Source organism: Acinetobacter sp. YH12049 (genome assembly GCF_013419875.1).
Classification (GTDB): Bacteria; Pseudomonadota; Gammaproteobacteria; order Pseudomonadales; family Moraxellaceae; genus Acinetobacter; species Acinetobacter amyesii.
On the sequence record NZ_VOZH01000045.1, the window covers coordinates 1 to 19,706 of the forward strand.

The window sequence follows — 19,706 nt, forward strand, 5'->3', positions numbered from 1 at the left end:
GGAAGCAGATGAAATATTATTGGCGAGATTTTCAAGTCATGACAGCTGATAAAATAGAGCAATGGGTGGAGAGAGTATCAAACCAATTCGGAAAAGAATACATGTTTACTTTTTAATGACAGCTTATAATTTTTTACTTAGCTATGATTTTAATGCGTTGGTTGATGGTCAAAATCCATTTTGGGCAGGCTTAAATCTGGACGATTTTTATTTGATTTATGATCAGCACAACCAGTTGGTTGGAATCTACGGATTATGGAATCAAAAGAGTTTTAAACAAACCCGCGTAATCGACTATTCGCGTTCATTAAAGTTGATGAAGCCTTTTTATAATGCCTATGCGAGTGTGCGTGGTGTATTATCACTGCCAAAAATTCAGGGAACTTTCGATTATTTAATGCTGCATAGTCCACTATGTCATCCTGAACATCTGGATGTATTTGCAAGTTTGGTTTTTCATGCAAAACAGCAGACAAAGCAACGTGGTAAAGAAACCTATTGTATTACTTTGGCAGAGAAGGACCCGCGTATTGAGTGGATGAAAAATACGACCTCACATGTGTTAAAAGCCAAGCACTATTTTCATAGTTTTAAAGCCAATCCATACGCTGCTTTTGATCGTAAACGTATTAGTTATTTTGAAGTTGGGCGTATATAGAGGAAGTGATAACGATCAAAAAATCAATTAAAACTGCCAAATCAATCATTTAAAATCATTCTAATTGTGTACTTATGTAACTGAGTTCTTCAGTATACTGCGCAAAGAATAATCAGAATGAGAAAGACATGTCAAAATTGATATGGGGAATTGGCAGTTTAGCGGTGCTTTCAGCAGCTGTGGTGGGAGGGAATTTATATGCAGATAAATCTCTTGCCCAATTTTATACACAGAATAATTGGTCCGCAGCCGTACAAGATGTTGATGTGAAGTACAGCAATTATCAAATGGGCTTGATGGGTGGAACGGTCGATTGGGTATTAACCCTGAAAACAGACCCGTGTAAACCCAAAGAAGTGATCGTATTGAAGGGTACCGATCAGATTCAACGTGGGTTGAAAGGCTATAACATCAACTCGAATTTTAAGATTGTTCAACAACAAAGTACGTCTGAATATGCCAAGCTTTTTGGTACGGACTTAACGGCAAAAACTTTGGTCAATTGGATTGGTCAAAGTAAAACAGATTTACAGATTCCTGCATTTAAAACGACTGCACAAGGTGCAACAGTACAAGCTGATGCCAGTCAATTGCAAATTCGAATCAATAGTCTACCGGGACAAGCAACGAAGGTATCTGAGCTTTCAATCCATTTACCTGTGGTTCGGTTGAGTGAAGGTCCAATGCAAACCATGGTGCAAAATTTTTCGATGAAAACCAATCAAGGTTTAAATCAGGAAAATCTTGAAAATGGCTTTATTGAAATCCAAGCGGGTTCTATCAAACGTTTAGATCAAAAGTTCTCAGGCGGCATGCGTGGTATGCAACTGCGTTGGGAGACCGAACTAAATAAACATGATGTGGACTTTGAAGGCTATTTAAAAGCCGATGAGATGGATTTCCCAGGTTCACCAGTCACCAAAGATTTCGCACTAAATTTGGCATTGCATAAAGTCAATCTAGATAAAGTTCGTGCATTTAGTGAACTTTTGCATCAGGTGGAAAATTCATGCGATGCAGTGGGTGAATCAAGTGAAGAAATGACTCAAGCTTTCTTAGCAATCGCAAGTCAAGGTTTTGATTTTGAGTCTAAAGATAACTCGATCAGTATTGGTGGAGGTAAAGCCTCTGCAAATGTCGTGGGGAAAGTCATGCCGGGTCACCATGCCTCAATGGAGTCTTTTATTAAAATGGTGCCGAGCTTGCTGGATTTTCAAGCAGACTTAAGTTTTGATAAAAATATGATGACTGCAATCATGAATAACTTTTTGCAATTACAGGGCAAAAGTTTGTCAGGACAGGAAGCTGAAGCCATGTTTGCTGGTTTTGAAACATCAGGGCAAGGCAAGCGCGATGGCAATAATATGGTCATGAGTATGCAATATAAGTTCGGTCAAAAGCTTTTTGGTCAAGCCATACAAAAGAAATAAGCAACAAGTCGTTTAGTTTGAAAATATAAAACCGTCATTGATTGACGGTTTTATATTTTTAGCTGCGGAATCATGATGTTCACTTTATCGGAACACAGCGGCCTAGCCATTGTTGAACAGTTGAAAAGTTGCTAGCGTCAATGGGCAACTAGCCAATCAAAACAACAATAGGAAAGACACGATGTCACACGATTATTTTTTTAGACGGAAACTTGTTCAATCATCCATGCCTAAATGTTCTTGGGTAAAACACAGTCTTATTAGTAGCATTTTTCTGATCGCTGTTCAGTCTACAGCTTTTGCGGGTACTTCAATTTCAGATCAACGTTTGTCGAATGAAACGCAAGGTAAAAAACAATTTAGTTAAGAAACCTTAGATATTATTGAGAGTGAAGCAGCTAAACCCAAAGAAGAGCAGCAGAACAATTCAAATCATAAATCTAATCGTAATAATAAGATCATTCAGGAGACCCAGCTTGAAGGCTCAACCATGAGTGATTATTTGCTTCAAAAGAAAAGGGCAGCGGATCAGGTCGGGTTAATACAATCTCCTGAAGTTGCACCGATTAACCGTATTGTGCTGCAAGAGCGACATGAAAATATTCGAGTAACGTATCCAGATGGAGTCGTGGTTGAAATGAAGCACTGACGTGCTTCATTTCATAGATCAGGAATTTCTAAAGTCAAACCTTAGATTTGTGGATGAGTGATTTTCCATGCACGGTGAATTTTGGTATTACGTTTAAAGTCTAGGCCAATGGTTTCATTGCTGATTTCTTCAACGTCAAACATTGCCATGATCACATCGTCCATCTCAAAACCACGGTAGTTGTTTGAGAAGTAAAGCGTTCCGTCAGTGGTTAAACGGTTCATGGCACGTTTAAGCAAAGACATATGGTCGCGTTGGACATCAAACGTACCATAGAACTTTTTAGAGTTAGAGAATGTTGGTGGGTCAATAAAGATCAGGTCATATTGCTCGTGACCTTCTTTCAACCATTCAAAACAGTCGCTAGAGAAGAACTGATGTTGTTCATCTGCATGATCTACTGTCAAACCATTCAGTACAAAGTTCTCTTTAGACCAGTTTAGGTAGGTATTTGACAAATCGACACTGGTCGTACTTGCTGCACCGCCAAGCGCTGCATGTAAGCTCGCTGTAGAGGTATAGCTATATAAGTTCAGGAAGTGTTTACCTTTGGCTTCTTTGGCAATACGTAGACGCATTTGACGATGGTCAAGGAACAAACCTGTATCGAGGTAGTCTGTTAGGTTCACCAAAATCTTTGCTTTGCCTTCTTGAACGATAAAACGTTTAGACGCAGTACTTTGTTTGGTGTACTGATTTTTACCTTCTTGGCGGGCACGTGTTTTAATGAAAATCGCATCACGACCTAAGCCTGTCACTGCACGAATCGCTTGCAGTGCTAAGTTAAAGCGTTTTTTGGCTTTCTCAGGGTCAATTTTTTTCGGTGGTGCGTATTCTTGTACGTGTAAACGATCACCATACAAATCTACTGCGACATTAAAGTCTGGTAAATCGGCATCATATAAACGTAAACAGAAAATATTTTCTTTAACTGCCCATTTTTTAAGATTCTGCATGTTTTTTTGCAGACGGTTAGTAAAGTCTTCTGCACCTTCAATTTTTTCAAATTGTTGAGGTTCCCAATGCTCGAGGAAAGGCTTTTGAACTGCTGCAGGTTTGACTGTACCAAAACGGACGTAAATTGGGAGCTTACCATTCATCAAACGCAAAATTTGCGGATCATTAAAGGCAAGGACATCGGCCTGTTCAACTTGTGCTGCAATAATCGCAGCAGGCTGATTTGGGAAGTTCTTTTGTAATAATGCCGATAGACCTAAATACAGTGCGCGGTTAGAGGCTTTATCACCTAAACGCTCGCCGTATGGAGGATTAGTGACAACAAAGCTTTTCTTACCTGTTGCTTGGAATTCTGGCCAGTCTGCAAGTGTACGTTCTTCAATTTTAATTTGATCAAGTACAGATTCGAAACCTGCAGCAATAATATTTTGTTTGGTCGCTTTTACCGCTTCCCAGTCTGCATCAAATGCATAGAATTGTGGGAGAGGATTTTCAAGTGCAGCTTTATGACGCTCAGCCGCTTCGCCTTTAATTGACATCCAAAGTTCATGGTCATGACCATTCCAACCATTAAAACCAAAACGACGAACAAGGCCTGGTGCGCGGTCAGTCAAAATCATTAAAGATTCAATGATAAAGGTCCCTGAACCACACATTGGGTCCAAGATAATATCGGGTTGATGTTGTTTAAGTTTTGCTTTCTGTAAGATAGCAGCCGCTAAGTTTTCTTTAATCGGTGCATCTGTCATGTAGCGACGGTAGCCGCGTTTATGCAGAGAGTCACCTGATAAATCTAAGCAATAAGTATGTTCAGTTTTGCCAGCTAATACATACAACGTAATTTCAGGTTGCTTAATGTCAATGCTAGGACGTTTGCCCACAGCTTCCATAAAGGAATCGACCACACCATCTTTGACACGTAAAGTTGCGAACTGAGAATTGACTTTAATGTCACGTTCGATGTGTAAACGAACGGCAAATGTACTTTGTGGTGCAAAAATAAGTGACCAGTCAAAGTTTATTGCACCTTCATAGAGCTCTTCCGCTACATCACGTGCATCATGCGTGAACTCTAATTCATGTGTATGAATTGGAGTGAGTACACGAGAAGCCAAACGTGACCACATGCAAATACGGTATGCATCTTCAAGTGTGCCTTTGAATACAAGACGACCCGGGAACTGTTCAATATTTTGAACACCTAAACCTTCAATTTCCTCGCGGAGTAAGGTTTCCAGTCCATCTGCACAGGTAACCCAATATGTAGAAAGACGCGGTTTCGAATTCATGTAAATTTCCAAAGGCAAAAAAGCAATCGCATATTTTAACGTATTTTCCTGGATTTGGGCGGACGATATTGCGCTGAAACGGGAGAAATATCGGTAGATTTGAATGACTTTACCAAATTTATTCTGCGTACATTGTGAGAAATATCACTTAATGGTACAAAAATTGCTATAACCCTGATCAAAATTCGATCTTTATAATATTGATATCATTAGGGGTATTTATGACAGGGCTGGCAATCAATAGTCAATCAAACGCATTTTCAATTGCAACTTTAATCTATGCGCGCTTACGTCGTGTGTCAGGTCGGGTTATTGACGCATTATATGTGGTTGAGAATGTCGAATACGCACGCTTTGTTTCTAACTTGGCTTTGGAAACGGCCGATCCTGAATTATCTCGTTTGGTTGCGCGGCTTTACAGCGAGTTGAATTTGCATGAAGCTGCAGTTTCAGCACAAGAAGAACCAATAGTTAGCTCAGTTCAATCTGAAACAGCAGAAATTTTAATGAGCGAACCGACTGCGGAAGATATCTATAAAGCACAGGTTGCACATCGTTATATTGGCGCATTGCGTTAATTCAATCCCGCTGTGAGCAGCAGCATAAATTTCCTGCTGCACACCGCCTGAAGTATCAACCATCTTTCCATGTTTCAAGAGCTGTTGAACTGTGCAGAAGGCGGTTGTTCATAGCTGAACTTTATCTGTTTGAAAGTATTCAATTCAATCAAAAATAAGGACAGATAGAAGTCCTGTTTGAAGGCTTTTTGAAAGGGGAAAGGTGAAGTTTAATTTAAACCGTTTAATTTATCTAATTGAAATGATAGATAGGAATTTGAAAATTCATTTTGAATAACATCATGCGTTTGCATTGAACGTTGAAAACTTCAACTGCCATTTGCCAAGATTCTCTGTATAATGCGTTAACTTAACGATAAGGAATCTCTCATGCACTTGGCGGCATTGCATACACCGAGCCAGATTCAACTCAACCAAGATGGTAACTTAAAACATTTCCTCACCATCGAAGGCCTTTCTAAAGAAACTCTCACAAAAATATTGGACACTGCACAGTCCTTTTTTAATGACCAAAATCAGCTGATTACCAACAACCTTTTAGAAGGTCGTACGGTGATGAACCTGTTTTTTGAAAATTCAACACGTACCCGTACCACTTTTGAAGCGGCAGCAAAACGCCTGTCTGCAAACGTATTGAACATTGATATTGCACGTTCAAGTACATCAAAAGGCGAGACACTGCGTGATACCTTGTGGAATTTAGAGGCGATGGCGACCGACATTTTTGTGGTTCGTCATTCATCGTCAGGCGCGCCGCACTTTATTGCCAAAGATGTTTGTCCGCATGTGGCAATCATCAATGCAGGCGATGGCCGTCATGCGCATCCAACGCAAGCCATGTTGGATATGTTGACGATTCGCCGTGAAACCAAAAAGAATTTTGAAGACATTTCCATTGCCATTATTGGCGATATTAAGCATTCGCGTGTTGCCCGTTCAGATGTCGCTGCATTGCAAACATTGGGCTGTAAAGATATTCGTGTCATTGCGCCAAATACTTTGCTGCCTTACGGTTTTGATGATTATGGCGAAGGCATTCGTTTGTTCAACAATATGGAAGACGGCATTCAAGACTGCGACGTGATTATTACTTTACGTATTCAAAATGAACGTATTGATTCTCCTGCGCTGTCATCTCAAGCTGAATTCTACAAAATGTACGGTTTGAATAAAGAACGCTTGGCTTTGGTAAAACCTGACTGCATCGTGATGCATCCGGGACCAATGAACCGCGGTGTTGAAATTGACTCGAGTATTGCCGATGGTGCTCAGTCCGTGATTTTACATCAGGTGACCAACGGTATTGCGGTGCGTATGGCGGTACTGGCTTTGGCGATGCAAGGTCAGCTGCAAGAAAAAGGTTTAATTGAAGCGATTGCGGTTTAAGGGATAGTCATGAGTATTGTTAAAGTTGAAAATGTACGTGTCTTAGATCCAATCAATCAAACTGACAGCGTACAGACGGTTTATATTGAAAATGGCCGATTGGTTGCCGAAAGCAATGCCGCTGAAACCATTGATGGTCAAGGCAAATGGCTGATGCCAAGTATGGTTGATCTCTGTGCGCGTTTGCGTGAGCCGGGTCAGCAGCAGCATGGCACTTTAAAGTCAGAAGGTAAGGCTGCACGTGCGAATGGTATTTTGCATGTGTTTACCCCGCCTGACTCAAAACCGATTGTGCAGGACAATGGCGCATTGATTCATGGCCTGGTGGAAAAAGCCATGATTGATGGTGGCATTTATCTGCAGGTGATTGGCGCGCAAACTCAAGGCTTGTTAGGCAAGCAGCCTGCGAATATGGCGGGTTTGAAAAAAGGTGGCTGTACTGCGGTATCGAATGCTAATGCGCCATTTATGGACGATGATGTGGTGATTCGTACCTTGGAATATGCTGCGGGTCTGAACATGACCGTTGTGTTCTATGCCGAAGAACCGCAGATTGCCAAAGATGGCTGTGTGCATGAAGGCTTTGTCGCATCTCGTCAAGGTTTACCGATGATCCCTGCATTAGCGGAAACCGTAGCCATTGCAAAATATTTACTGATGATTGAAGCCACTAAAGTGCGTGCGCATTTTGGTCTGTTGTCATCAGGCGCATCTGTTGAATTGATTAAACATGCTAAAGCGAAAGGCTTACCGGTGACTTGCGATGTAGCCATGCACCAATTGCATTTAACGGATCAGTTGATCGACGGCTTTAATTCACTTGCGCATGTGCGTCCGCCGCTGCGTTCTGAGCAAGATAAAGACTTGCTCCGCCAAGCAGTGAAAGACGGTGTAATTGACGCGATTTGTACGCATCATGAGCCACTGAGCAGCTCTGCGAAAATGGCGCCTTTTGCTGAAACACAGCCCGGTTTTACCGCATTTGATACCTTTGTACCTTTTGGTATTCAACTGATTCAAGAAGGTCTATTAAGCCCACTGGAATGGGTTGAGAAAGTCACACTCGCACCTGCTAAAGTAGCCAATATGCAACAACGTTGGACAGATGAAGCGGGTTGGGTGCTTGTCGATCCAGAACTTGAGTGGACTATTAATAAAGACACGATTGTCTCAAATGGTAAGAACACACCATTAATTCAGCAAACGGTAAAAGGTAAAGTAGTTCACGCTTTTTATGCCGTTTAAGCGCACGCTCAACATGGAAATTTGTTGATTCTCAGAATTTTGATTAGACATTAAAAAGTCAGCTTCGGCTGGCTTTTTTAGTGAAGATTGAAAATAAAAGAAGAAATTAAAGCGTTGACAAGTCCGAACAAATTATTACATTTGATCAAAAAATAAGCATATAAACTGAAGTACATATGAAAATAATGACAACTGCATGGAGTACAAATATGAGTATAGATTTATTAGCGCTGATTAAGCAGCACGTCTCCTCGATTGTGCTGGACGGTGATACACAATATTTAACTGAAAAAAATTCAGCCATTAGCCAGTTTATTCCATTCCTGTTAAATATTTTTCGATCCAAACCTGAATTTATTGATGCCTTTCAAAAACAGTTAAATCCACGAATTAGTGATATTTTCTCGGCGAATCCCACATTAAAAGATCAATTTCTGCAACATCTTGGTGGCGGTGCTGCTCCAGCGTCAGAAATAGAGCAGACCTTGAATCATTCGATCGCCCCAACCATAGGGGTGCTTGAAAATGAAGCGGGTTCATCTGATCCTGTCGCAATCACGCATTTACTTGATAATCATGTAGATAGCATTTTGGCGGCACTACCACAATGGGCAGTGCCTTTACTCGCAGGTTTAGGGGTAAACACTGCAGCTGGCCGTACATTACACCAAGCGCCTGTTGTTGAACCAACACCTGTTATCGTTGAAGAAAAACGCTCGAATTGGTTATTACCAATTATTGCGCTGCTTATATTATTGGGTCTGATCGCATTTTGGTTTAAGTCTTGTACTAATAAAGAAGAACCAACCACCTCTGCAACAACGGTTGCACAGCCTGCTGCATCTCAGCCAGCACATTTGCAATTTAGCACCGGTACAGATGGGCAGTTAACCAACTGTCAAATTCAAACTGGTGATTCAAATTATCTTGAAATTTTGCAGCAACAAGTCAAACAGATCTTTAACTTTAATACGGGTTGTGGTGCTTCATCTGATGCCAGTTACCATACGCAATTTATTGATCAAGATACCATTCCAACGGTTCTGCAAAAACTTAAAGGTGTGCCAAATACCACTTTAACCTGGACAGAAAATCAGTTATCGATTTTGTCGCAAAATCCTGCGGATGCTCAAAGCCTTGCCAATCAAATTAAGCCTTTAGCAAAAAATATGACGGTATTGATTCAAGAAGGCGTGAGCGAACAAACTGCAGTAGATAACAGTATTACTGATGCACAAAAAGCATTAGCGAGTATTAACCCTGAACAAGTTCGTGCTCTAGATGTTGCGACTGCGCTGAACTTACAAATTATTAATTTTGCGACAGGTTCATCTGATATTCCTGACGTGAATAAATCGATTTTGGATCAAGCGGCAGCGTTAATGCAGCGCGCAACACAGGTACATCTGACTGTACAAGGTCATACCGACGCTGTGGGTAATGCGGAAGCGAATAAAGCTTTATCGCAAGAGCGTGCACAAGCTGTGGTGGATTATTTGGTGTCGAAAGGCGTTGATCCTGCACAGCTTCAAGCGGTGGGTTATGGTCAAGAAAAACCGGTAGCAGAAAACAGCACCAAAGAAGGTCAATTCAAAAACCGACGTATTGAGTTTGAAGTTTTAAATACCGAGAATGGCAAAGTACGAGATGTTACCAATGAAGGCGTGACTGAAAAGGCCAATTAAAACCGTACTAAATGAGATGATATATAAAAAATCCCTGCACATGCGGGGATTTTTCTCGTCAAAGCGCTGTAATTTTGAGTAAAATACGCCCGAAGAATAAAATCATAATGGTACTTATACAATGAAAAAAATAGTCATCACGAGCCTCATGTTGTCTGCGGCATTAATATCCGGCTGTGATAATTTTAAAAATAAAAAAGATACAGAAGCCAAAACGGAAGCGCCTGCTTTGGAAGATTGGAGTTGTACTGCACAAGCCAATATTGACCAATTGCAAGATCATTTAAAAAAAGAATATCTCAAAGAATTAAACAAAGAAATACGTCAGTCAGATTATGAAGCCGATCAGCAACTCATGGATCTGATTGTAAAAAATCTAAAATTTAACATTCAAAATGTCACGACTTTAACTGAAGATCCTAATAAAGCCAAAACATTGGAATGTAGCAGTCAACTGTTGGTGGTTTTCCCGAAAGGATTACAAAAGCGTGCTGAAAACGCCTTTGCTGAACGACCATGTGACGAAGGCTGTGAAGAACGTGGTAATTATACTTTGAATGATTCACTCGAAGATGGGGAGTCAGGCTTAAGCATGGATAATGATCAGCTTAAAGGGAACTTTAGCTATAGCATCACTAAAACGGACAAAGATGGTTTAAGTTTAAGTGTCCCAAGTCAAAATGACGTAATTGATAGCGTTGTAACAGTGACACGTCATGCGGTGCTATATGCGGCATATAGTGCTCAAAATAAGCGAGACGAAGAATCCTATCAGCAAGGGATGGAGAGTCAATCTCAACAAATGAGCCTTGCACAAAAGGCGATGGATATTCGTAAGAAAGAGCTAGATCAGGATAATGCCAAAGTGGTGGATCGTCTCAATCAGACTTGGGATCGTTTTACTGATGAACAAAAGGCCCAGTTGCAGCAAGATCAAGCGGATTGGTTTGAAAAGCGTGATATCGATTGTAAAGTGCTTGCACAAAAAAGTGTTTATTCATTAAATGAAAGTGAAAAAGAGACTTATCAAAAGCATTCGCAATACTGGGATGAGGCGATGAATACGCAAAATCAAGAGTTGCAATATACCAAATGCTTTAATCAGAAAACTACAGAACGAATTGTATATTTAAACAACGTGTTTAATTGATCTAAAAGAAGAAAAGCCCTCAATTGAGGGCTTTTTTATGAATGTTAGTTTATTGCTTGATGATCAAAACAGGAATTGGGCACTGCGTTAAAATATTTTGTGCCACGCTGCCTAGCATGGCTTTTTTCAAACCAGTACGTCCATGTGAACCCATGATGATTAAGTCAGCAGAGATTTCATCAGCCACTTGTAAAATCCCTTCGGTTGGCGATACACCATGAATCAAACGGGTTTTAACTTCGATACCATCACGTACAAAGGTTTGTTTGATATCTTCTAAACGCAGCTGAGCACTTTTTTCAGCTTGCATAAAATATTCAGTGATTGCAGGTGCCACAGCATAGAAATCGACACCAACGAATGGATCAACAGCAACAACACTGACAATGGTCACTTGTGCATTTTGACTTTTAGCCAAGCTGAGGGCATGTTCAACAGCAGAATATGAAATTGGAGATTCATCCACAGGGACTAAAATTTGTTGATATTGACTCATATCTGCTTCCTTAATATTTTAAATGTTATCAATCTAATCTTGCTCTATTCACGATATTGTATGAATTAGACAAAAGGGTAAGCTTATTAGTGAAGGGTGTGCTGAATACAAAAAAGCCCACATTGTGTGGGCTTAGTCATCTTAAGCTTTTACAACCAACACGGGTAATTCAGTATTGCTGAGTACATCTTGTGCGAAACTACCGAGTAGCATTTTCTTAAATCCTTTGCGACCATGTGAACCCATCACGATCAAATCGGCTTTCACTTCATTGGCTGCTTCTACTACACCTTCAGCAGAAACTTGACCTTTAATAATCTTACTTTGTGCATCTATACCAACTTCAGTCGTGATTTGCACAGCTTCTTTTAATGCAGATTCTGCATTTGCGTAAGCTTGTACGAAATATTCTTTCATGATTGATGAAGAATAATAGAAGTCTGCATCGGTAAATGGGTCTTCAGCAACAAGGCTGATTAAAGTGAGTTGGCTGTTAAACGCCTTGGCAATAATTGCAGCTTTTTTAACTGCAGAAAACGAGATTTCTGAACCATCGACAGGTACTAAAATGTTTTGATATGACATGGAACAATCTCCTGTAATTTTGCTTTTAAACCCTATAGATTATTGATAACACATTGTCGTGAATGGTTCAATTTATTAATCTAAAAAATATTGTAAATTCATAAAATTACATAAATTAATGTCGATAAGTCGTCAAATAAATCTGAGCGAAAAACTCGGACTTTGCTCAAAAAATATTAAAATAAAATCGACTAATTTTCTCGGATTTTGAGCCTAAAAGATCAATATGAACTTTATAAAAATAAGCCTAAACTATATACAGTTTTAAATCTTAGATTTATAACAGAATTGATGCGATTGGATAGTTAGATATGTCATATAAAGTAGGGTTGGTTGTACTCAGCATGTGTTCAGTGTTGCATTTGTCTGGTTGTCAAAACACGCAAAGCAGTACCAAAGTGATTGCAGGTGCATTTAACTTATCGACACAAGTCCAAAAGACCTTTATCAACCTACATGCACCTGACAATGTTATTGTGCAGTCAAATATTCAATATCTACAAAATCCAAATTTAAGCTTGGATATCTATCAACCTGAAATAAGTACGGTTATTGCACCCAGACCAACAATTGTTTGGATCCACGGGGGCGGTTGGGTCTCTGGCTCAAAAGAACATGCAGGGGGATATTTTAAACGGCTCGCAGCCCAAGGCTATAATGTGGTTTCTGTTCAATATCAGTTTGCACCTGACGCCATTTATCCCACACAGCTCAACCAAATAGATGCAGCACTGACGTTTTTGAATCTACATGCAGCACAATATGGCATTGATTCGCAAAATATGTATTTGGCAGGGGATTCTGCAGGTGCAAATATGGCCAGTCATTATGCCGCCTTGGTTACGAATCCAGATTTTGCGAAAGCGTCAAAGATTCAACCTGTATTAAAGCCTTCACAGCTTAAAGGGCTGATTTTACATTGTGGTATTTATGATTTAAACAGCTTTGTAAATACTGCACCCGCAGAGATTGGACTGATCGAGTGGGGCGTCTATAACTTAGTTCAGGCGTATACCGGAGACAAAAAAGATGATGTCGAGTTTTTAACGCATATTTCAACAGCCTCAAATATTAATGCAAATTATCCGCCTGTACTTATCAGCGGTGGCAATAAAGATTTTTTAACCAAAACGCAATCTGAGCCTTTTGTAGAAAAATTGAAGGCAAATAATGTACCTGTGACGGCGGTATTTTATCCAGATTCGAAAGAATATTTGGTACATGAATATCAATTTATGATGAGTAAAAAGGCTAGCCAGCAGACCTTTGATCGCACTTTAGAATTTTTGCAACAACACGTACAGTCCGTTAAAAATTAAAAATAGGCTTAAAATGCTTGCAGAATAATCTTTAACTTAATAACATACCTACCAGTTGGTATGTTTGTTTTGGGATGAATAATGAATTCGGTAACATTGGCGTATGGCTTACTGTCATTGGCGATTATCTCAGAAGTAATTGGTTCGACATTTTTGGTGAAGTCAGAAGGCTTTACCAAACTTGCGCCTTCATTGGCTGTCGCAGTTTTATTCTGTTTGGCATTTTATTTATTGTCTCAGGTGATTAAAGTCATACCACTTGGTATTGCTTATGCCATTTGGGCAGGCGTTGGTATTGTTTTAACCGCACTAATTGGCTACTTTATCTTTCGTCAAAGTTTAGACCTCCCAGCCATGTTAGGGATAGGCCTGATTGTTTCAGGTGTGGTCGTGATCAACCTGTTTTCAACTTCAGCTGGACATTAATATGGATAATCCGCATCAGCGCAAGAAAGAGCCTCAACTGATACGCCAAAGTATTTTGCAGCATGCAATCCGTCTTGCTGCAGATAAAGGTGTCAACGGGGTGTCGATTCAAGCCGTTGCGGATTTAGTTGGGGTTACAAAAGGTGGTGTATTTCATCATTTTTCAAATAAGCAAAAGCTCTTAGAGTCCATGATTGTGATGCTTTTGGCTCAATTAGACGAGGTCGTTGACCGATTAATTGACGAAGACCCTGAGCCATACGGTCGTTTTACCCGAGCCTATATTGAAATTACTTTAGAAAAACAAATCATGGGTTTGCAACAGTCTTGGTCCGCGATTTCGATGACCATGCTGACCGATAAAACTTTTAATGAATATTGGATCGAGTGGATGAACTCACGTTTAGAGCGTCATCATCAGACCGATTCAGATATAGAAATGAAAATTGTTCGTTATGCAGCCGATGGTATTTGGCTCACCGCTTTTACAGAAGTGGAAGACGAAAGTGAAACACAATTATTAAAACAAGAATTAATCGCCCGAACGTATCGAGCGAAATAGACTAAAACACTGTTTGTAAATGTGCGCTTAATTTCTCTTATACTTGAAAATAGCATGTACGGCTAAACCAAAGACCAACCCCCAAAACGCGGAACCAATACCAAAAAATTGTACGCCCGATGCACTAAACAAGAAGGTGAGTAGAGCAGCGTCACGTTCACTCGCTTCTTGGAAAGCAATGACGATGTTGTGTCCAATGGTGCCTAGTAGGGCAATGCCTGCTAAAGCGGTAATAAATATCAATGGGAAAGCGGTTAAGAAACTCACCAAAGTGGCTGCAAACAGGCCCATCAAAATATAAAAGAAGCCACAAGTCATACCTGCGATATAGCGCTTTTTCTCATCGGGGTGGGCTTGGTCATCTAGACTGATGGCCGCACTAATCGCAGCAATATTGACACTAAAACATCCAAATGGCGCGAGTAGCGTTTGGGCTGTACCAGTCCAACCAATCAGTTGATTGACGTGGGGTTGATAACCATAACTTTTAATCATGGCTAAACCCGGTAAATACTGAGAGGCCATATTGATTACAAAGAGTGGTAACGCCAAACCCAGTATTGCTGAGATCGAAAATTCAGGTGTGACCCAAACCGGCTGTGCGAGTTCTAAATTAAGCGCCGGTAATTGAAAGCCAAGTAATAATGGACAAAGCATGATGCCAATGATCACCGTAATGACAATGCTATAACGTGGTAACAGTCGTTTACTGAGGACGTAAGCCGCGAGTAAACCAAGAACGAATGCCCATTCATTTTGTAAACTGACAAATAGCTCAATACCAAATTTAAGGAGTACACCCGCCAACATTGCACTAGTTAGACATTGCGGGATATAGCGCAATATTTTTTCAAAAATGCCTAAAAATCCAAGTATTGCTGTCAATAAGCCACAGACCAAGAAAGCACCTAGGGCGGCATTCATGCTGTAACCATTTGCAGTCGCTAAAATCAGTGCCAGTCCTGCAGTGGACCATGAAGTCGCAACGGGATATTTAAATTTCCAAGACAGAATCAGCCCGCTTAAGCCGATACCCAAACCTAGAGCCCAAAACCAAGAGGTTATTTCTGCTGTGTTGGCACCGAGCAGTTGTGCAGATTGGATCACCAAAACAGCCGAGACACTGATCCCGACTAAGAACGTAATAAAACCTGCAAAAGCAGCTGGAATGGAAAAGTCTTGGAGTAGTTTTTGCATAATGATCGAGCTATGAGTATTGTTGGCGCAGATTTAAGATGACATTTTTCAGGATGATACGCTCAAGCCCTGTACAGTAAAAGTGCTCATCGAGAGATTATGGAAATACTTTATTTATTCACTGATGTTACGCAGTAACATCAGAAGAGCCATTTGATTCAAATAAAAGAACGATACGCGGCAACGTCATTCGCAAGTGTTTGAGACAGGACTACTTCTATTCAAAAATGTTTTTGCGATACTTTGAATAATTAGACGCTAGTGAACGAGTTTTGCGGATGACAATGGTTTTGGGTACTTTTGCCGAAACAAAAGTACCTCCAGCCGAAGGCTAATCCCTTTATTTAAATCCTAGATGTAAGACTCCGTCGAATAGACTTAAAAAGCATTTTAAAAATGCGAAATTACTTTTACGTGCGTAGCATCAATTATTAACAAACGGCACTTTAATAGAACGAATCGACAACCACACATTGTGGATGTTTCATCCTTTTAAAAGTTAAAGGCATCGTAGATTATCCGGAGTTAAAACTTTGAGCTTTGTACTGTATACATATCGTTTACATGGTAGATGTCGCAAGCTTTAGACCAAATCCACAAAATAGAAGGCCAACCGCTGCTACACAGCATGCCGTAAATTTATAACGATGGCTAAAATAGGTGGCCAGTTTTGCACCCGAAAAGATCAAAATCGTTAAATAGCTCATACTGATAATTTGCAGCACGATCGCGAGTGCGGTGAAAGTAATCGCAGGATATGGATATGCAGGATCGACGAATTGTACAAAGAACGATAAGTAAAAAAGAATGGCTTTAGGGTTTAAAATACTGATGGTTAATGCGGTCTTAAACGGTTTCAGTTCGCTCAAACTCAGTTGTTTGGTGTCGAGTTGTTCTGGCGTTTGAACGGCATTCCATGTTTGGTAGGCAGCCTTGAAAAGTTTGATACCTAAATAACTTAAATACAGCGCACCGACAATTTTTAATAATAAGAATAACCAAGGGAAGGCATGAAGTAAGGATGCAGCACCGAGAGCAGTGAGTAAGATTAAGATCAAATCGCCAGTATAAACGCCAAAAGCGCCTAAATAGCCGACCTTAATGCCATAGCGAGAAGCAACAGACATGACATAAAGTGAATTTGGCCCGGGTAAAATCACAATTAATATCGTACCAATAATAAAGGTCGTTAAGTCTGTGATTCCAAACACTGAAGACACTCTAATAAAAACCGAAGCTGTAGTATACAACTTCGGTTCTAAATGAAACTGAAAATTTCTAATTTATGCTTTTATTTCAGCATCTAAGCCAAAAGTTTGACGCAGTAAGCTACTTAATTGCTCACGGGCTTTAATAAAACCATCAATACCGCCTTGTAATAGTTGGAAAGACATTAAGTCTTTTTCAACTTCAGCTTTGAAAGTTTGCTTGTCGAGCACTTGTACATCGTGTTGACAGTGTGCATGCGCATGATGATTAGACAATTGCACTTCCACGGTACGCTGATCTTTTTCCAGTTCTGCCAATAAATTCGGTGAAACCGTCAATAAATCACAACCTGCTAAACCAAGCACTTGATCAATACTACGGAAACTAGCACCCATAATTTCAGTTTTGATGTCATGTTGTTTGTAGTAGTGGTAAATCTGCTTCACTGATAACACGCCTGGATCTTTCTCAATCGGGTAGCTATCCACATTTTCAGCTTTTTTGTACCAATCTAAAATACGACCGACAAATGGCGAAATCAGCGTGACTTGAGCATCTGCACAGGCTTGAGCTTGATGTAAGCCAAACAATAAAGTCAGATTACAGTGAATGCCTTCGGCTTCAAGGGCTTTAGCGGCTTGAATGCCTTCCCATGTTGAGGCAATTTTAATTAAGATACGGTTTTGATCGATACCATACTGTGCATATAAAGCCAATAACTCTTTAGCTTTTGCAATGGTGGCATCAGTATCATAAGACAAGGCTGCATCGACTTCTGTAGATACACGTCCTTCGATCAATTTTAAAATTTCAACACCAAATTTGACCGTAAGAATATCGATGGTGCGCTCAACCAGCTCATCGTTTTGATAACCTTCTTTACGCGCTTGTTCAAAAGCACTTTCAATCAGTTCTTTATTTTCAGGTTGATTTGCCGCTGCTGTAATTAAAGATGGATTTGTAGTCGCATCCAATGGACGGAATGTATTAATCGCAGCTAAATCACTGCTGTCAGCAACAATCGTTGTTAGGCTTTTTAATTGGTTTAACGCATTTTGAGTCATTTGAAATCTAGTTCTTAATGTTCTTGGTGTACATACTTTTATAACACAATCTGTTTAGAACCCAACCAAAAACCGCCCAATTAGGCGGTCTAAATCGTAGTTTTTCGTGAATTTCGGATGTGATTAATCAAAAAATGAGCAGCCGAGCCGAGTGGTTTTTCACGGTTCCAGACCAAGTCGACGAAATATTCAAATTTGGGTGTGAAATCTTGAAAGCTTAAGATTTTGAGTTGATCTTTGAGCGTCGGATTTTCATTAAACATCTCTAATGGAAGCACACCCCAACCCAGACCTTGAATAATCATCGAACAAGCAGAGTGGTGGTTATCTGTACGCCAACTGTGTTTGGAAAATAACAACTCTGGTTTGATACTTTTATCACGACTTGCAACCACGATTTGCCGACTTTGCAAAATTTGCTCAAAACTGACTTGCTTAAATTTCGACAGGCCATGTTTTGTCGCAGCAACAGGAACCAATGCTTCACGTTTCAATTCGACAAATTGTTCATAACTCTCAAGCTGTTCACGTTCAAACATTAGAGCAAGCTGTGCTTGACCTAGTAATAACATCTTTTGGGCATCTTCTTGAGGCGCAGAAAAAATATTGATTTGCAAAGATGGAAAATGAGCTTCTAGCAAAGAGATATAGTCGGTCCACTGCGTATGAAGCAGTTCTGATACCACCACGATATTCAGTGATGACTCTAAACCATGACTCAGCGCAATTGCATGCTGTTTCCACTGATTGATTTCTATCAATAATTGTTCAGTTTTTTCATACAGGTTAAGCGCTTGAGCTGTGGGCACAGGTTCACGACCAACGCGCTCAAACAGTTTAAGGTTGAGATCAATTTCGAAATTGGCAATGGACATGCTGACCGCTGAAGGCACTTTGCCGAGTTGTCTGGCAGCTGCGGAAAATGATCCTGTTTCCATGACTGTTTTAAAAATCATCAGTTGTTCTTGATTAATATTCATGAGCATACAGAAAAATAAAGGAATACAACCTTTCAATAATATTGAAAGAAACTAACTCGATTAATCAATAATATAAAAATAAAATAAGTTTTTTACAAATAATAGAGTGTTTCAAAATGACGATTTCCAAGAGAAGGATTATTCATGCGCTAAGCTATGAGATCATCCTATTGGTGATCATTGCTATTGCTTTAAGTTTTATTTTTAAAGTTCCGATGGAGGTGACAGGTACGCTCGGTATTGCAATGGCGGTCACTTCTGTGATTTGGAACATGATTTTTAATCATTATTTTGAAAAATTTGAAGCAAAAAGAAAGTTAAAAAGAACCTTTGGTGTACGTGTTTTACATGCAATTGGATTTGAGGGCGGTTTAATGCTTGCAACCATACCAATGGTCGCTTATGCCATGCATATGACCTTATGGCAGGCGATTTTGCTCGATTTTAGTATGACCATGTGCATTTTAGTCTACACATTTATTTTCCAATGGTGCTATGACCAGATCGAGGCGCACTTGGGCTACCAACCACAATATCGTTAAATTTCAATAAGAAAATCACATTGGCCTGTACTGATAAATATAGGCCTTTTTTGCATCAAAATAGTGCAATATTTAACAAATAACAATATATAAAAACATAAAATAACTATAAAAAGTTAGAATAATTACATAACTTTTAAATATAAGAACAAAGAATGTTTTTATAAATTAATTCTTTGTACACGACAAAAAAAGATAACTCATTGAAATAATGGCATAATACTTGTTTTCTGACGACGAATATGATGACACATTTCAATGAGTTACATCTCATCTTAAACAAATATCTAAAGTGGAAC

Annotated in this window: 20 protein-coding genes and 1 pseudogene; 14 read left to right on the forward strand and 7 right to left on the reverse strand. The window is 39.7% G+C overall.

Annotation, left to right across the window (positions count from 1 at the left end):
• From FTU05_RS15060 to FTU05_RS15080, 5 genes and pseudogenes are all read left to right on the forward strand, one after another.
• A pseudogene (locus FTU05_RS15060) lies at positions 1-116 on the forward strand (transposase); the annotation flags it as partial.
• A complete protein-coding gene (locus FTU05_RS15065) occupies positions 116-658 on the forward strand; it encodes a hypothetical protein (RefSeq protein ID WP_180165861.1) in 543 nt (180 codons plus the stop codon). The pseudogene FTU05_RS15060 and the gene FTU05_RS15065, both read left to right, overlap by 1 nt.
• A gap of 128 nt (positions 659-786) precedes the next feature.
• Positions 787-2,088: a DUF945 family protein gene (locus FTU05_RS15070; protein WP_180165863.1), complete on the forward strand. Its 1,302-nt coding sequence runs from the start codon at positions 787-789 to the stop codon at positions 2,086-2,088.
• Positions 2,089-2,269: 181 nt separating this feature from the next.
• A complete protein-coding gene (locus tag FTU05_RS15075; RefSeq protein ID WP_180114074.1) occupies positions 2,270-2,455 on the forward strand; it encodes a hypothetical protein in 186 nt (61 codons plus the stop codon).
• A gap of 123 nt (positions 2,456-2,578) precedes the next feature.
• The gene (locus FTU05_RS15080) at positions 2,579-2,737 is read left to right on the forward strand and encodes a hypothetical protein (RefSeq protein ID WP_162689727.1); all 159 of its coding nucleotides are present in this window, start codon (positions 2,579-2,581) and stop codon (positions 2,735-2,737) included.
• A gap of 41 nt (positions 2,738-2,778) precedes the next feature.
• Here FTU05_RS15080 and rlmKL read toward each other — a convergent pair whose 3' ends face one another.
• The gene (gene rlmKL, locus FTU05_RS15085; RefSeq protein ID WP_111884254.1) at positions 2,779-4,983 is read right to left on the reverse strand and encodes a bifunctional 23S rRNA (guanine(2069)-N(7))-methyltransferase RlmK/23S rRNA (guanine(2445)-N(2))-methyltransferase RlmL; all 2,205 of its coding nucleotides are present in this window, start codon (positions 4,981-4,983) and stop codon (positions 2,779-2,781) included.
• A 221-nt stretch (positions 4,984-5,204) separates the two neighbouring features.
• On the opposite strand from rlmKL, the gene FTU05_RS15090 reads away from it, so the two are divergent.
• From FTU05_RS15090 to FTU05_RS15110, 5 genes are all read left to right on the forward strand, one after another.
• Positions 5,205-5,561 carry a hypothetical protein gene (locus FTU05_RS15090; RefSeq protein ID WP_180010389.1) on the forward strand — a complete coding sequence of 119 codons (357 nt, stop codon included), beginning with the start codon at positions 5,205-5,207 and terminating at the stop codon, positions 5,559-5,561.
• Positions 5,562-5,930: 369 nt separating this feature from the next.
• Positions 5,931-6,947 (forward strand): aspartate carbamoyltransferase catalytic subunit, encoded by a 1,017-nt coding sequence (locus FTU05_RS15095; protein WP_180165865.1) that lies wholly within the window; start codon positions 5,931-5,933, stop codon positions 6,945-6,947.
• Positions 6,948-6,956: 9 nt separating this feature from the next.
• On the forward strand, positions 6,957-8,192 hold the full coding sequence (locus tag FTU05_RS15100; protein ID WP_180109228.1) for a dihydroorotase: 1,236 nt from the start codon (positions 6,957-6,959) through the stop codon (positions 8,190-8,192).
• A 209-nt stretch (positions 8,193-8,401) separates the two neighbouring features.
• On the forward strand, positions 8,402-9,877 hold the full coding sequence (locus FTU05_RS15105; protein WP_180055154.1) for an OmpA family protein: 1,476 nt from the start codon (positions 8,402-8,404) through the stop codon (positions 9,875-9,877).
• A 121-nt stretch (positions 9,878-9,998) separates the two neighbouring features.
• Positions 9,999-11,027 (forward strand): DUF1311 domain-containing protein, encoded by a 1,029-nt coding sequence (locus FTU05_RS15110; RefSeq protein ID WP_180165867.1) that lies wholly within the window; start codon positions 9,999-10,001, stop codon positions 11,025-11,027.
• 49 nt (positions 11,028-11,076) lie between these two features.
• Here FTU05_RS15110 and FTU05_RS15115 read toward each other — a convergent pair whose 3' ends face one another.
• Both FTU05_RS15115 and FTU05_RS15120 read right to left on the reverse strand, forming a co-directional pair.
• Positions 11,077-11,523: a universal stress protein gene (locus tag FTU05_RS15115; RefSeq protein ID WP_078188616.1), complete on the reverse strand. Its 447-nt coding sequence runs from the start codon at positions 11,521-11,523 to the stop codon at positions 11,077-11,079.
• A 141-nt stretch (positions 11,524-11,664) separates the two neighbouring features.
• Positions 11,665-12,108, reverse strand: a complete 444-nt coding sequence (locus tag FTU05_RS15120) for a universal stress protein (RefSeq protein ID WP_078188615.1) — start codon at positions 12,106-12,108, stop codon at positions 11,665-11,667.
• A 311-nt stretch (positions 12,109-12,419) separates the two neighbouring features.
• Between FTU05_RS15120 and FTU05_RS15125 the strand changes: the two genes are divergently transcribed.
• From FTU05_RS15125 to FTU05_RS15135, 3 genes are all read left to right on the forward strand, one after another.
• Positions 12,420-13,427 (forward strand): alpha/beta hydrolase, encoded by a 1,008-nt coding sequence (locus tag FTU05_RS15125; RefSeq protein ID WP_180165869.1) that lies wholly within the window; start codon positions 12,420-12,422, stop codon positions 13,425-13,427.
• An 81-nt stretch (positions 13,428-13,508) separates the two neighbouring features.
• Positions 13,509-13,853, forward strand: a complete 345-nt coding sequence (locus tag FTU05_RS15130) for an SMR family transporter (RefSeq protein WP_078188613.1) — start codon at positions 13,509-13,511, stop codon at positions 13,851-13,853.
• Position 13,854: 1 nt separating this feature from the next.
• Positions 13,855-14,415, forward strand: a complete 561-nt coding sequence (locus FTU05_RS15135; protein ID WP_180165871.1) for a TetR/AcrR family transcriptional regulator — start codon at positions 13,855-13,857, stop codon at positions 14,413-14,415.
• A gap of 27 nt (positions 14,416-14,442) precedes the next feature.
• Here FTU05_RS15135 and FTU05_RS15140 read toward each other — a convergent pair whose 3' ends face one another.
• The 4 genes from FTU05_RS15140 to FTU05_RS15155 all read right to left on the reverse strand — a co-directional run bounded on the left by FTU05_RS15140 (position 14,443) and on the right by FTU05_RS15155 (position 18,865).
• Positions 14,443-15,612, reverse strand: coding sequence for a benzoate/H(+) symporter BenE family transporter (locus FTU05_RS15140; RefSeq protein ID WP_180165872.1), 1,170 nt, complete (start codon positions 15,610-15,612; stop codon positions 14,443-14,445).
• A 560-nt stretch (positions 15,613-16,172) separates the two neighbouring features.
• Complete coding sequence (leuE, locus tag FTU05_RS15145; protein WP_180060075.1) at positions 16,173-16,823, reverse strand: leucine efflux protein LeuE; 651 nt, start codon at positions 16,821-16,823, stop codon at positions 16,173-16,175.
• A gap of 72 nt (positions 16,824-16,895) precedes the next feature.
• Complete coding sequence (gene tal / locus FTU05_RS15150; protein WP_078191801.1) at positions 16,896-17,885, reverse strand: transaldolase; 990 nt, start codon at positions 17,883-17,885, stop codon at positions 16,896-16,898.
• A gap of 89 nt (positions 17,886-17,974) precedes the next feature.
• Positions 17,975-18,865, reverse strand: a complete 891-nt coding sequence (locus FTU05_RS15155; protein WP_180165873.1) for a LysR family transcriptional regulator — start codon at positions 18,863-18,865, stop codon at positions 17,975-17,977.
• A gap of 116 nt (positions 18,866-18,981) precedes the next feature.
• On the opposite strand from FTU05_RS15155, the gene aceI reads away from it, so the two are divergent.
• The gene (aceI, locus tag FTU05_RS15160; RefSeq protein WP_168377760.1) at positions 18,982-19,407 is read left to right on the forward strand and encodes a chlorhexidine efflux PACE transporter AceI; all 426 of its coding nucleotides are present in this window, start codon (positions 18,982-18,984) and stop codon (positions 19,405-19,407) included.
• The last annotated feature ends 299 nt before the right edge of the window (positions 19,408-19,706 follow it).